This window comes from Burkholderia lata, assembly GCF_902499025.1.
GTDB lineage: Bacteria > Pseudomonadota > Gammaproteobacteria > Burkholderiales > Burkholderiaceae > Burkholderia > Burkholderia lata_C.
The window spans coordinates 82,173-94,661 of the sequence record NZ_CABVPW010000021.1 but is presented as its reverse complement, the minus strand read 5'-3'; the positions used below and the strand labels follow the sequence as shown (position 1 = coordinate 94,661).

Genomic DNA, 12,489 nt, shown 5'->3' with positions numbered 1-12,489 from the left:
GGTTGCGTCGATGTAGACACTGTCAACTTGCATGCAGCGGATCATAGGACCACAATGTGTTCCCTGTCAACATAGGAGCAACGCGATGTCGTCGGATGAGGATGCGGACGTCGGGCAAAAGGCTTATCACCACGGGGATCTGCGTCGCGCGATCATCGAAACGGCGCTCGACACGCTGCAGGAGCAACAGGGCTGGCAGTTCACGCTGCGCGAAATCGCGCGGCGGGCGAACGTCAGCCACTCGGCGCCGTACCGGCATTTCCCGGACAAGGCCGCGCTGCTGCACGAGCTCGCGCTGATCGGCTTCGATCGCCTGCGCGACGACCTCGCCGCGTCCGTCGATCCCGCGGCGGATGCGCCGGACGTGCTGCTCGCGCTGGCCTACGCGCATCTCGCGTTCGGGCAGCGCAACCCGGATCTCTATCGACTGATGTTTGCCGCGGATGCCGGCGAGCCCACGGATATCCATCTCGATCCGCGCGTGCAGGCGCCGTTCCTGCTGGTCGTCGATATCCTGGAACACGGCCAGCGCGCCGGCACGATCCGCCCGCGCCCGGCGCTCGGCCAGGCGACGGCCTGCTGGGCGCATCTGCATGGCCTGACGATGCTGGCAATCGACGGGCGGCTGGTGCGCGAGAAGGTCGGCGATCACGCGATCGAAGATGCACTGACCACCTTGCTGGACGGCCTCGTGCTGCCGGCCAGCGCCGCGCGGACGGCGAAGACGAAAAGGCCTTGACCTTCAAGTTTGCTTAAAGGTTATGGTTTGCCTCGGCAGCGTATCGAGGCCATGGGTATGGGTACTGCCAACCGACAATCCGGCGGCGCGTCGAAGACGTCCGCCCGTGGCCGATGAAAGGGAACCGCATCATGAGCAAGCGCATCCTGCATGTCGTGAGCAACGTCGCGCACTACGCCGATCCGTCGCAACCGACCGGCCTGTGGTTGTCCGAGCTGACCCATGCCCATCACATCTTCGCGGCGAAGGGCTATGAGCAGCGGCTCGTGAGCCCCAAGGGCGGCGTGTCGCCGCTCGAGCCGCGCTCGCTCAAATGGCCGCATGCCGACGCCGCCGCGAAAGCGTGGCGCGCCGACAAGGCCAATGAAGCGCTGCTGGCCACCACCGCACGCCCCGACGAAATCGATCCCGCCGATTTCGATGCGATCTACTTCACCGGCGGCCATGCGGTGATGTGGGACTACCCCGACGATGCGGGACTGCAGCGGCTCACGCGCGAGATCTACGAGCGCGGCGGCGTCGTGTCATCGGTCTGCCACGGCTACTGCGGGCTGCTGAACACGACGCTGTCGGACGGCTCGCTGCTGGTCGCCGGACGCCGGATCACCGGCTACTCGTGGGTCGAGGAAATCCTGGCCGGCGTCGCGAAGAAGGTGCCCTACAACGTCGAGGAGCAGATGCAGCAGCGTGGCGCGCGCTACGAGAAGGCGCTGTTGCCGTTCACGTCGAACGTCGTCGTCGACGGCCGCCTCGTGACCGGCCAGAATCCGCAATCGGCGAAGGCGACCGCCGAACAGGTCGTCGCGCTGCTGTGACGTGGTGCGCCGCCGCGCCGCTCAAGCGCGGGGCGACCGGCGGCGCACAACCGCTTCGTCGCGATCGGCGGCGGCAGTCGCCGCCTCGCCGCCCTCCGTCGCATTCCCGGGCGGGATTCGCGACAACAATCGTTTCGCATGGGTCGCACAATCGACCGATGCCGGTTTCGCGGCGATCTCGGCGATCAGCGACACGACCTGCGCCTTGCTTCGCGCGAGCCGCGCCTCCAGTGCCTCGATGTCCTGCACCTTGCGGCAGAGCGCCCCCAGCAACGCGTCGCATGGCCACTGCGCGAGGTCGGCCGGCATCAGCGTGCGAATCTCTTCAAGACTGAAATCCGCCTTCTGCGCGGCCGTGATCAGGTCGAGCACCGTCACCGCTTCCTGCGGATACGTGCGATAGCCGTTCGCTTCGCGCTCGACGAGCGTCAACAGACCAATGCGTTCGTAAAAGCGGATGCGCGAAGGGGTGAGGCCGGTGCGTTCCGCCAGTTCCCCGATCTTCATGTTCCGATACTCCCCCGCCGGATCGCATCCGGCCATCTGCCCCGTCGTGACTTTCCGTTGTCTCCTGATGTTGATTCGCAATCCGATCTTTATCGGCTTTCTGTCGACGAGCGAGCGAACGGCACGCGCGTTCAAATCACCTCGAAACGCAGCCCCGCATGACGCACCAGCCGCTCGATGTAGCGTGCGTCGAACATCGTCGCGGGCGTCCAGAAGCCGCCGCCGCGGCCGGTCTTGACGCCGTCGTCAACGCAATCCAGTGCGAGACTGAGCGCGGCCTGGCCGAGCATCTTGCCGGTGGAGCCATAGCCCGGATCGCGGTCGCCCGTGACTTTCACGCGCAAGGTTCGCCCGTCGTCGGCACGGCCGAAGAATCGCAGGTCGTAGCGGCCGGCCAGTTGCGCCGCGGCGCTCGGCCCCTCGCCGGGCTTCGGCAGCAGGAAGCGCTCCATCAGGCTGCGCACCGGCTTGATGACGACACCCACCATGAACGCGCCGAGGCCGGCCACCATCGTCACCGCGGTCAGGCGGCCCTTCAGGCCCGTGCCCGTCATCACCGCTTCGTCATACGTGAAGCGGCTGCCGTACGCGTTGCCCGCAAGCGCATTGGAGCGATGCACGACACGCTCGTTGACCGCCGCCATCACGAATGGCGCGATCCACGCGTCGAAGTCGCGATCGAATGCGGCGGATCGCACCGCATGCTGGCGCACCGTGAAGCCATGCCCCTTCGGGCACAGCGAATAAGGATCGAGCAGTTCCCTGCGCAACGCGGGATCGGCCGCGGCTTCCCGCACGACGTTGATCACGCTCGCCACCGTGCCGCCCGACGCGCCGCCCTTCAGCGTTTTCACCCGCATCTTCACCTGCGCGGCCGGCACGCCCCATTGCTGCCGCGCCTGCTGCTGCAGGAAGAACACGCCCATGTCCGACGGCACCGAATCGAAACCGCAGCAATGGACGATGCGTGCACCGGATTGCCGCGCCGCCGGCTCGTACTTGTCGATCATCCGCTTGATCCACTGCGTCTCGCCGGTGAGGTCGCAGTAGTCGGTGCCGGTCTCCGCGCAGATCCTGACCAGCGGCTCCCCGTAAAGCGCGTAGGGGCCGACGGTGGACACGACCACCCGCGTCTGCGCGCAGAGCGCGCGAAGCTGCGCTTCGTCGGCCGCATCGGCGACGATGATCGGCACCGACTGCCCGGCCGCGCCCAGCGTATCCCGGACCTGCCTGAGCTTTGCTTCGGAGCGGCCGGCCATGGCCCAGCGCAGCGTCTCGCCAGCGCCCGACAGGTATTCGGACAGGTAGCGGGCGAGGATCTGCCCGACAAAACTGGTGGCGCCAAATACGACGAGATCGTGGGTCGGACGGGTCATGGGCGATTCCTTCGGCGCGGGCGTGCCGCGAAGTGACGGGGTGTCAGCGTTGCTTTCCGGGTTCATCGAAGACCTTCAACGGGGTCGGCAGGTTCAGCACCAGCTGCGCGTCCTTCACCACGTCGAGACGTAGGATGGTGGATGCGCCCAGCCCGTCGAGCAGCTGGCTCACCGGGCCGCCGTGCCGCACGAGTTCGATGTTGCGCGGCAGCAGGCGCTGCGCGAACGATAGCGCATTCGTCTGTACCCATGTCTGGTGCCATTCGCCGTCGATGCGATTGATCATCGTCGACGTGCCCATGTGCGACTGCGACGCGACGTGGGTCAGCTCGGGCATCGGCACGCTCAGGCTCACGTCCGGCCGCCCGCCCGGGCCGGCAATGCGCGCGCTGGCGGTGGCGCCGAGGTTCACGTCGATATCGGCGAGCCACTTGGGCAGCTGATAGCCATGCACGCCGCGCACCCGCGCGATTTCCGTGGTGACCGGCAGCGCGAGCACGTGCGCGAAGAAGCTGCGGCGCCGCATCGAATCGATCAGCTCGAGTGCGTGCGACCCGGTCGCGCCGGGCCGGCGGATCACCACCGCGACGGACACCTCGTCGTAAGGATCGTTGTCGCAGACCGAATACGAGAAGAAGGTCAGCGCGACCAGCCCGTACCCGGGAAGCGCGCGCAGCGGCTCGAGCGGGTCCGGCAGCGTGGTCCGCAAGCGTTCGAGCGGCGCGAGGAACAGCAGCTGAATGCTGCTGGAACGGTAGTAGAAATTCGGCGCCCAGGTCGGGCCGACCCGCGATGCGACCTGACGCTTCGGAATCCGACGGAAAAAGTCGATGTTCCCCGCCGCGGGATCGCGCGCCACCTCGTCGAGGTCAGGATTCATCCGGAACCGGTCGTAGTACCCGCCTTCGGGCACGTCGACCTTGTGTGGACCGAATTCGACCTGTGTAAACCGCCTGTCCATGTTCGTCGCCTCTCGTCGATGATCGACCGTGGCAGGCAACACCCGAAGCCTGCTGACTCACTGCCGTCAGCAAGCACTCTAAGATTTAAGTCAACTTTAAGGTCAAGGCCCCGAGTAGAGGGGCGCGTCGGATTGCGTCCGGGCGGGCGGCAGGCGCTCGCCGTGGGGGCATCGAATCATTTGACGGCGGTCGTGCGACAGCCCTTGCCGGTATCAACACCATGCGCTGATTGTGCAGCCGGTCCGTCACCCGATGTGTGCACCGACAGCAGTCCGTTCGCCCAAATCGCAGGCTGAGGGCCGTCCGCTATCCGAAGCCGAACGCAGCTAGGCGAGCTCGCGAAGAAAGCCGGGGACCGCTTCTCCGATCGAGACAAGATAGCCGGCCATCGCACCGGCAACCTGTCGCACGGCCGGACGTGCCGTCATCCGTTCACGCCACGCGAGCAGCCGCGGCGTTTCGTCCGTCATCGGTGCGCCCTTGCGCGCGCCGAACAACTGCGCCATGTAGAACGCGATATCCGCGTACGAATACGTTTCAGCCAGAAATTCGCGATCCGCAAGCACGCGCTCCATGCGCCGATAGTATTGCGCCGCTTCCGCGCGCGCAGCCTGTGCCGCCGGATCGTCCGGCGTCGCTTCCAGCCCCATCAGCCGGATGACGTACGGAAAATAGATTTCATCGCTGCAATGTTCGAGCTGACGCGCAATGGCGCGCGCCGCCGGGCGGGCCGGCCATAGCGCGGGATCGGGCTTCAGGTCCTCGAGATACTCGAAGATCTGCGTGGAATCGAAGAGTTCCAGATCGCCGTCGATCAGCACCGGCACCTGCCGCTTCGGGTTGATCCGCAGCACGTCCGGATGCCGGGGATCGTAGCCGCGAAGCTGGCTGAACGGCACCATCACCAGCTCGAAGTCGATGCCCTTCTCGTGCGCGGCAATCTCGACCTTCGCACCGAACATGCTCAGTGGCCCGGAAATGATCTTCATCGTTTGATCCCCTGTGGTGTCGTGATGCGTAACCCGCGTCGATGAAACGGATCGGGAATGCGGCAAAGCATACGTCCGAAAACATGACACCTCATGTCAGGTATTTGAGGTAACGTGTCGCTCATGAAAGCGAGCCGCCTGCTGTCGATCATGATGATGCTGCAAGCGCGCGGCCGGATGACCGCACCGGCGCTCGCCGAAGCGCTGGAAGTATCCGAGCGCACGATCCTGCGCGACATCGACCAGCTCTCCACGGCCGGCGTGCCGATCTGGGGCGACCGCGGCCGCAACGGCGGCTTTCAGTTGAGCGACGGCTGGCGTACCGACCTCACCGGGCTGACCGAGCACGAAGCACACGCGCTGATTCTGGCGGGTCTGCCCGGGCCCGCGAGAGAACTCGGCCTCGACGGCATGGCGACCTCCGCGCGGCTGAAGATGATGGCCAGCCTGCCGCCCGGCTCGCGCGAGCATGCCGATCGCGTCGCCAGCCGGCTGCACGTCGACACCGTGGACTGGTACCGGGCGCAGGAAACGCCGGCATTCCTGCGCGAAGTGGCCGATGCGGTGTGGGGTTCGTACCGTATCGACGTGAAGTATCGGAGCTGGCGCGGCGTGTCGCGCCGCGAACTCGAGCCGCTCGGCCTCGTACTCAAGGGCGGCGCGTGGTACCTGGTTGCCAAGGTGGCCGGCAAGCCCGGCGCACTGACGTTCCGGCTCGCGAATATCCTCGAACTCGACGCATCGCGCCGACGCTTCAAGCGTCCCGCGCGATTCGACCTGGCGACGCACTGGCGCGACGCGATGAGCCGGTACGAAACCGACCTCAATCGGCTGACCGCCCATATTGCCGTGTCGCCGCGCGGCGAAACCTGGCTGGCCAACGCGCGGGTCAAGACCGCACCAGCGTCGCAGGAGGCGAGCAGCGCGGAGGTCCCGCCCGGATGGAAAACGTTCCTGATGCCGATCGAATCGATCGAGCACGGCGCGCGGAAACTGCTTGGGTACGGCGCACACGTGAAAATCCTCGGGCCGCAGGCGCTCAAGGATCAATTCATCGAAGAGGTGTCGCAGGTGAAGGCGCTGTATCGAGCAGGCGACGATTGACGCATGGCGTTTTGAGTCGCCGACGCCGCGGCAATTCGAAACAACGGAACCCTTGCACCGTCGTCAAGTTCGAAGTCGCGCGTTTCAATGCGATCGGGGGTTCGCGGACCGAGCCGGATGATCGTCTCGCGTCCACGCAACCGACATCCTCATCGACCCGCGTGCGTCCGCCAACAACGCCATCCGAGGCCGCGCCGCACCATTAGATCTCGTCGGAAAACTCGTCGAGAAAGCGCTGCAATCGATCGCGACGAACGATTGCCATACGCGTACCCGTGACGGTCTGGAAACCGGTTGAAAGCCGCAGCAGTTTCGTACGGAAGTGATCGATCGCGAATCGCGTGTCGTCGAGCGCCCGTTCCGATGCGTGCGGATCCGCCGGGTCATACAACGCACTGCCCATCCGGCCCGCGACATAAAAACACCGCGCGACGCCCACCATGCCGATCGCATCAAGCCGGTCGGCATCCTGCAACACCTTGGCTTCCAGCGTCTGCGGCGCGATGCAGGCCGAAAAACTGTGCGCCGCGACCGCATGCGCGACAGCGTCGATCTTCGCGTCCGGCCAATCCAGCGACGTCAGCACCTGCCGGGCCTTTTCCGCCGACAGCCGCGATGCCTGCCCGCGAAGCGGGGAATCCTTCTCCACCGCCACGCAGTCGTGCAGCAATGTCGCCGCCAACAGCACCTGCGCGTCGCCCCCCTCCTTCGCCTGGATGGCAGCCGCGTTCTTCCACACGCGTTGCAGATGCGACGTGTCGTGCGAGCCATCGCCATGGGCGTCGCTCCAGTGAGCCAGCAAGGCCTTGGCGAGATCCTGAAAGGGTGCGAACGCAGGGAGAGTCATGAGGTCAGGCGGTCGAAGTCGGGATGCCGATTATCGCTGCTGGCGCCGCGCGGCACACGATCCGCACCCCGATCCGCCGTCGTTTCCGACCTGTCAGGCAAACCGTTACCTCCGGCGGAACCCGGTTGGCTTATAGTGCGGGTTGCCAATTCGACGAGGAGCGCTGCAATGACACTGCTGGCCAATGGTCCGTTTGAAGTGAAGCTGAACCCGGAATCTCTGAGCACCGTCGCCGAGCAGACCGGGCTCGGTCGCATGTCGCTGGACAAGCAATATCACGGCGACCTGGAAGCCGTCAGTCAGGGGGAAATGCTGGCGTTTCGAAGCAGCGTCCAGGGCTCCGCCGGCTACGTGGCGATGGAAACCGTGCAAGGCGCGCTGGGCGGCCGCCACGGCAGTTTCGTCCTGCAGCACAGCTCGACCATGACCCGCGGGCAGCCGCAGCAGTCGATCACCGTCGTGCCCGATTCCGGCACGGGAGAATTGCTCGGGCTCGCCGGCTCGATGACCATCATCATCGAAAACGGCTTGCATTCGTACCGCTTCGACTACACGCTGCCTGACTCGCCTCGGTAAGCGGGCTCGTGCGGATGCGGCTGCTTCATGGTGCCGCCGCGCCGGGACCGCGACGCGTTCCCGTCTCCCGTGCAGCATTCACCTGACCGATACTCGATACCCGGCGATTGCATCTGGACGAAGGCATTGCCGGGTTCGCTCATGATCGCGTCGATGCGTTCGGCCGCGGCGACGCGTTCAATTCCACGCATGGCGCGCCGGCCGCACGCCGTTCAGGTAGTAGTTACCGACGAGGTGATATTTCCAGCGCACCGGATCGTGCAGCGTATGCGTGCGGGCATTGCGCCAGTGCCGGTCGAGATTGTGCTCCGCCAGCGTCGCCTGCGTGCCGGCCAGCTCGAACAGCTTCTCGCCCGCGAGCAGCGCGATCTCCGTCGTCAGCACCTTCGCCTCACCCACGGCCACCGACGCGCGCGCAACATCGTCCTCGGTCACGTCGCCGCGCGCCGCGATCTCGTCGAGCGTACCCGCGGCGCGCTCGAGCAGCGCCTCCGCCGCATGCAGCTGGATATGCAGACGGCCGATCTCGCGGATCGTCAGCGGATCGTCGACCGCCCGCTCGACGCCGCTGTCGACCCACGGCCGCGTGCGCGTGCGCACGAACGCCAGCGTATCGTCGAGCGCGGCCTTCGCGATGCCCGCGTCGATCGCGGCCTGGATGATCTGCGACAGCGGGCCGTTCAGCGTCGGCAGATCCGACACGCGCTGGGCCGGCAGCACGTGCGACGCCGGCACCCGCACGTTGTCGAGCACGACGGTGCCGCTCGCGGTGGTCCGTTGCCCGAACCCCGACCAGTCGTCGATCACGGACAGCCCCGGCGCGGGCTGGCGAATGTACGCGAGCCACGCCTGGCGCTCGTCGTCGAGGCCGAGCACCGGCACGTAGTGCGCAAACAGCGCGCCGGTCGAATAGAACTTGGTGCCGTCGACGACGTAATCGTCGCCGTCCCGGCGCACGCGCGTCTTCAGGTCGAGCACGTGCTTCGTGCCCTTCTCCGAAAAGCCGTTGCCGAACCGCTTGCCGCTCAGCACTTCCGCGAAGAAGTGGCGCTTCTGCGCATCGGTGCCGGTCAGCGCGATCACGTCGACCAACCCGAAATGATTCTGCGGCAACTGCCCGAGCGACGCATCGGCCGCCGCGACGATCTTCACGACCTCCGTCAGCGTCACATGCGACACGCCCGCGCCGCCATAGGCCTTCGGCACCGTGATGCCCCACAGCCCCGACTGCGAGAACCATTCGATCTCGTCGCGCGGCAGCCGGCGCTCCCGGTCGCGCTCGGCCGCACCTTCCGCGAGCCGCTGCGCGAGCGCATGCGCGGCCGCGATGGCCTGCGCGTCGTCGGCGATCACGTGCGCCGCTTGCGGTTGCGTATCGGCCGGCCGTTCCTGGATCGTGGCGCTCGTCTCTGACATCGGGCTCTCCTGCTGGTTGACGGAAAGATTCAATCTAGCAGCGCGCCGCGCGCCGGCAAACCGAGCGATTCGCACAACGATATTCCTTCGCATGACAAACGATGTGGCCCGCCGAGCGCAACCCACCGCGCATCAGCAACGATATCGACACCCCGGCATCGATGCCGCTTCGCTTCGCCCGCGTAATGCCCGGCGGCGATAACGATGTACGAATCCGTTATTGGATCGTCCGCGGCGTGCTTCCTATACTGGCCTGCCGGCATCGACGGCCCTGCCTTTCAAGGATCACCGCATGACTACGTCTCCCGCAGCAACCGAACTGTCCACCGGCACTGACTATGACGCGCTTGCCAGCCGCTTCAGGCCGATCTTCGAACGCATCGCGGCCGGCACCGCGGAACGCGAACGCCGCCGCGAACTGCCGCACGAGGCGATCGGCTGGCTGAAAGCGGCCGGCTTCGGCGCCGTGCGGCTGCCGGTGCGCGATGGCGGCGCCGGCGCGTCGCTGCCGCAGCTGTTCCGGCTGCTGACCGAACTCGCTGCCGCCGATTCCAATCTGCCGCAGGCATTGCGCGGGCACTTCGCGTTCGTCGAGGACTGGCTGAACGCGCCGCCGGATGCCGATCGCCGGACGTGGTTCGACCGCTTCGCGAGCGGCCAGCTCGTCGGCAATGCGTGGACGGAAACCGGTGACGTGGCACTCGGCCAGACCCTCACGAAGGTGTCGGAAAAGCAGGGCCGGCTCGTGCTGAACGGCCGGAAGTTCTACAGCACCGGCAGCCTGTTCGCCGACTGGATCGACGTGTTCGCGCAACGCGCGGACGACGGCAGCGACGTGATCGTCGCCGTCGCGACCGCACAGCCCGGCGTGATCCGCGAAGACGACTGGGACGGCTTCGGCCAGACGACGACCGGCAGCGGCACCACGCGCTTCGAGGACGCGGCGGTCGACGCACGGGACGTGATCGACTTCGCGCGACGCTTCAAGTACCAGACCGCGTTCTACCAGCTCTTCCACGTCGCGACGCTGGCCGGCATCGGCCACGCGATCGTGCGCGACGCCGGCGACCTGGTCCGCCGCCGCACCCGCGTGTACAGCCACGGCAACGCCCCGCGCGCGGCCGACGACGCGCAGCTGCAGCAGGTGATCGGCGAGATCGCGTCGTGGGCCTATGCGGCGGACGCGCTCGCGCTGCGCGCCGCGCAGCCGCTGCAACAGGCCTACGAAGCGCACTTCGGCGGCGACGCAACCGCCGAGCACGATGCCAACGTCGCGGCCGAGATCGAATCCGCGCAAAGCCAGCTCGTCGTGTCGGACCTCGTGCTGCGCGCGGCGACGCGCCTGTTCGACGCGCTTGGCGCCTCCGCGACCCGCAGCACGACGGCGCTCGATCGTCACTGGCGCAACGCGCGCACCGTGTCGTCGCACAATCCGCTCGTCTACAAGGCGCGGATCGTCGGCGACTGGGTCATCAACGGCCGCACGCCGCCGTTCGTCTGGCAGATCGGCAACGGCCCGGGTGCGAGCACGAGCACGCATGCAGAGACAGGAGCCGCGCAATGAGCAAGACCATCCGCTTCAATGCGTTCGAGATGAACTGCGTCGGCCACCAGTCGCCCGGGCTGTGGGCCCATCCGCGCGACCGCTCGTGGCAGTACAAGGATCTCGACTACTGGACCGACCTCGCCCGCGTGCTCGAACGCGGCATCTTCGACGCGATCTTCATCGCGGACGTGATCGGCTATTACGACGTCTACCAGGGCAGCAACTACCACGCGCTGCACCAGGCCGCGCAGATCCCGGTGAACGATCCGTTGCAGCTCGCCGCGCCGATCGCGATGGCGACCGAGCATCTCGGCATCGGCATCACCGCCTCGACGACGTTCGAGCACCCGTACACGTTCGCACGCCGGCTGTCGACCGCCGACCATCACACGAAGGGCCGGCTCGCGTGGAACATCGTCACGTCCTACCTCGAAAGCGGCGCCAAGAACGTCGGCGATCACGGCCTGCGCACGCACGACGACCGCTATGCGGTCGCGGCCGAATACGTCGAGGTGCTGTACAAGCTGTTCGAGGGCAGCTGGGAAGACGGCGCGGTGGTCCGCGATCGCGACGGCCGCGTGTTCACGCATCCGGAGAAGGTGCACGAGATCGGCCACAAGGGCCGCTTCTTCGACGTGCCCGGCTACCACCTGTGCGAACCGTCGCCGCAGCGCACGCCGGTGCTGTTCCAGGCCGGCGCGTCCGGGCCCGGCAAGGCGTTCGCCGCGCAGCACGCGGAATGCGTGTTCGTCGCCGCGCCGACCCGCCCGCAGCTTGCGCGCTACGTGGCCGACGTGCGCGCACAGGCCACGGCCGCCGGGCGCGACGCGAGCAAGGTATTGATCTACAACCTCGTCACCGTGATCGTCGACGAAACCGACGAGAAGGCGCAGGCCAAGTTCGACGAATACCGCCGGTACGTGTCGTACGACGGCTCGCTGGTGTTCATGTCCGGCTGGACCGGCATCGACTTCGGCCAGTACGCGCCGAACGATCCCGTCCGGCGCGTCGAGACGAATGCGATCGTGTCGGCGGTCGAACACCTGGCGGGCGGCGACACCGCATGGACGATCGAGGAGTTGGCCGCCTGGGGCGGCATCGGCGGCCTGGGCCCGGTGTTCGTCGGGTCGGCCGCGACCGTCGCGGACATCCTGCAGGAATGGGTCGCCGCCACCGACGTGGACGGCTTCAACCTCGCGTATGCGGTTGCGCACGAAACCTTCGAGGATGTCGTGCGTCATCTCGTCCCGGAATTGCAGCGGCGCGGCGTGTATCCGACCGGCTATGCGCCGGGCACGCTGCGCGAGAAACTGTTCGGCGGGTCGGCGCGGTTGCCGGACGAACATCCGGCCGCGCAGTTCCGCGACATCGAACAGGTCAAGCGCGATGCCGAGCGGGTGGCGGCCTGAGCGTGACGGCCATTCGGCGGCTGGTCGGCCCACCGCATGCGGGCCGGCCGGCTTCACGATGAACTGCAACCGGTGTGTCGGGTCGCTCGCCCGGCACGCTGCCTGATCGCCCCTTCTCCTCTCGCTGGAAAACCGGTACAGCACCGATGTGCGTTCCGTTTCCGCACTCGTTTCCCGAAAGGGTGCACCTTGTGCTTGTAGCA

12 protein-coding genes are annotated in these 12,489 nt (G+C 66.7%); 6 read left to right on the top strand and 6 right to left on the bottom strand.

The genetic code is table 11. The features are described 5' to 3' along the window. Window positions 1-85: 85 nt before the first annotated feature. Complete coding sequence (locus BDI24065_RS21550; protein ID WP_175032978.1) at window positions 86-739, top strand: TetR/AcrR family transcriptional regulator; 654 nt, start codon at window positions 86-88, stop codon at window positions 737-739. A gap of 131 nt (window positions 740-870) precedes the next feature. After that, complete coding sequence (locus BDI24065_RS21545) at window positions 871-1,554, top strand: type 1 glutamine amidotransferase domain-containing protein (RefSeq protein ID WP_089499077.1); 684 nt, start codon at window positions 871-873, stop codon at window positions 1,552-1,554. Between the two features lie 21 nt (window positions 1,555-1,575). On the opposite strand, the gene BDI24065_RS21540 is transcribed toward BDI24065_RS21545, so the two are convergent. The 4 genes from BDI24065_RS21540 to BDI24065_RS21525 all read right to left on the bottom strand — a co-directional run bounded on the left by BDI24065_RS21540 (window position 1,576) and on the right by BDI24065_RS21525 (window position 5,388). Beyond that, window positions 1,576-2,196 (bottom strand): MerR family transcriptional regulator, encoded by a 621-nt coding sequence (locus BDI24065_RS21540; protein ID WP_438820025.1) that lies wholly within the window; start codon window positions 2,194-2,196, stop codon window positions 1,576-1,578. Further along, window positions 2,193-3,437 (bottom strand): saccharopine dehydrogenase family protein, encoded by a 1,245-nt coding sequence (locus tag BDI24065_RS21535; RefSeq protein ID WP_175032977.1) that lies wholly within the window; start codon window positions 3,435-3,437, stop codon window positions 2,193-2,195. Before BDI24065_RS21535 ends, BDI24065_RS21540 begins: the two co-directional genes overlap by 4 nt. A gap of 43 nt (window positions 3,438-3,480) precedes the next feature. Beyond that, a complete protein-coding gene (locus BDI24065_RS21530) occupies window positions 3,481-4,398 on the bottom strand; it encodes an acetoacetate decarboxylase family protein (protein ID WP_175032976.1) in 918 nt (305 codons plus the stop codon). Window positions 4,399-4,725: 327 nt separating this feature from the next. After that, on the bottom strand, window positions 4,726-5,388 hold the full coding sequence (locus BDI24065_RS21525; RefSeq protein WP_175032975.1) for a glutathione S-transferase family protein: 663 nt from the start codon (window positions 5,386-5,388) through the stop codon (window positions 4,726-4,728). A gap of 123 nt (window positions 5,389-5,511) precedes the next feature. On the opposite strand from BDI24065_RS21525, the gene BDI24065_RS21520 reads away from it, so the two are divergent. Next, window positions 5,512-6,492 carry a helix-turn-helix transcriptional regulator gene (locus BDI24065_RS21520; RefSeq protein WP_175032974.1) on the top strand — a complete coding sequence of 327 codons (981 nt, stop codon included), beginning with the start codon at window positions 5,512-5,514 and terminating at the stop codon, window positions 6,490-6,492. Window positions 6,493-6,694: 202 nt separating this feature from the next. Here the strand turns inward: BDI24065_RS21520 and BDI24065_RS21515 are convergent, their stop codons facing one another. Continuing rightward, a complete protein-coding gene (locus tag BDI24065_RS21515; RefSeq protein WP_175032973.1) occupies window positions 6,695-7,339 on the bottom strand; it encodes an HD domain-containing protein in 645 nt (214 codons plus the stop codon). Window positions 7,340-7,507: 168 nt separating this feature from the next. Here BDI24065_RS21515 and BDI24065_RS21510 point away from each other — a divergent pair, with 168 nt between their 5' ends. Continuing rightward, complete coding sequence (locus tag BDI24065_RS21510) at window positions 7,508-7,915, top strand: DUF3224 domain-containing protein (RefSeq protein ID WP_175032972.1); 408 nt, start codon at window positions 7,508-7,510, stop codon at window positions 7,913-7,915. A 177-nt stretch (window positions 7,916-8,092) separates the two neighbouring features. On the opposite strand, the gene BDI24065_RS21505 is transcribed toward BDI24065_RS21510, so the two are convergent. Beyond that, window positions 8,093-9,331, bottom strand: a complete 1,239-nt coding sequence (locus BDI24065_RS21505; protein WP_175032971.1) for an SfnB family sulfur acquisition oxidoreductase — start codon at window positions 9,329-9,331, stop codon at window positions 8,093-8,095. Between the two features lie 292 nt (window positions 9,332-9,623). On the opposite strand from BDI24065_RS21505, the gene BDI24065_RS21500 reads away from it, so the two are divergent. Together BDI24065_RS21500 and BDI24065_RS21495 are read left to right on the top strand one after the other, a co-directional pair. Continuing rightward, the gene (locus tag BDI24065_RS21500; RefSeq protein ID WP_175032970.1) at window positions 9,624-10,895 is read left to right on the top strand and encodes an acyl-CoA dehydrogenase family protein; all 1,272 of its coding nucleotides are present in this window, start codon (window positions 9,624-9,626) and stop codon (window positions 10,893-10,895) included. Beyond that, window positions 10,892-12,286: an LLM class flavin-dependent oxidoreductase gene (locus BDI24065_RS21495; protein WP_175032969.1), complete on the top strand. Its 1,395-nt coding sequence runs from the start codon at window positions 10,892-10,894 to the stop codon at window positions 12,284-12,286. Before BDI24065_RS21500 ends, BDI24065_RS21495 begins: the two co-directional genes overlap by 4 nt. The last annotated feature ends 203 nt before the right edge of the window (window positions 12,287-12,489 follow it).

Bases quoted from the DNA above. Each gene is read 5' to 3' on its own strand.
- BDI24065_RS21550 (WP_175032978.1), top strand. From the start codon at position 86: ATGTCGTCGGATGAGGATGCGGACGTCGGGCAAAAGGCTTATCACCAC.
- BDI24065_RS21545 (WP_089499077.1), top strand. From the start codon at position 871: ATGAGCAAGCGCATCCTGCATGTCGTGAGCAACGTCGCGCACTACGCC.
- BDI24065_RS21535 (WP_175032977.1), bottom strand. From the start codon at position 3,437: ATGACCCGTCCGACCCACGATCTCGTCGTATTTGGCGCCACCAGTTTT.
- BDI24065_RS21530 (WP_175032976.1), bottom strand. From the start codon at position 4,398: ATGGACAGGCGGTTTACACAGGTCGAATTCGGTCCACACAAGGTCGAC.
- BDI24065_RS21525 (WP_175032975.1), bottom strand. From the start codon at position 5,388: ATGAAGATCATTTCCGGGCCACTGAGCATGTTCGGTGCGAAGGTCGAG.
- BDI24065_RS21520 (WP_175032974.1), top strand. From the start codon at position 5,512: ATGAAAGCGAGCCGCCTGCTGTCGATCATGATGATGCTGCAAGCGCGC.
- BDI24065_RS21515 (WP_175032973.1), bottom strand. From the start codon at position 7,339: ATGACTCTCCCTGCGTTCGCACCCTTTCAGGATCTCGCCAAGGCCTTG.
- BDI24065_RS21510 (WP_175032972.1), top strand. From the start codon at position 7,508: ATGACACTGCTGGCCAATGGTCCGTTTGAAGTGAAGCTGAACCCGGAA.
- BDI24065_RS21505 (WP_175032971.1), bottom strand. From the start codon at position 9,331: ATGTCAGAGACGAGCGCCACGATCCAGGAACGGCCGGCCGATACGCAA.
- BDI24065_RS21500 (WP_175032970.1), top strand. From the start codon at position 9,624: ATGACTACGTCTCCCGCAGCAACCGAACTGTCCACCGGCACTGACTAT.
- BDI24065_RS21495 (WP_175032969.1), top strand. From the start codon at position 10,892: ATGAGCAAGACCATCCGCTTCAATGCGTTCGAGATGAACTGCGTCGGC.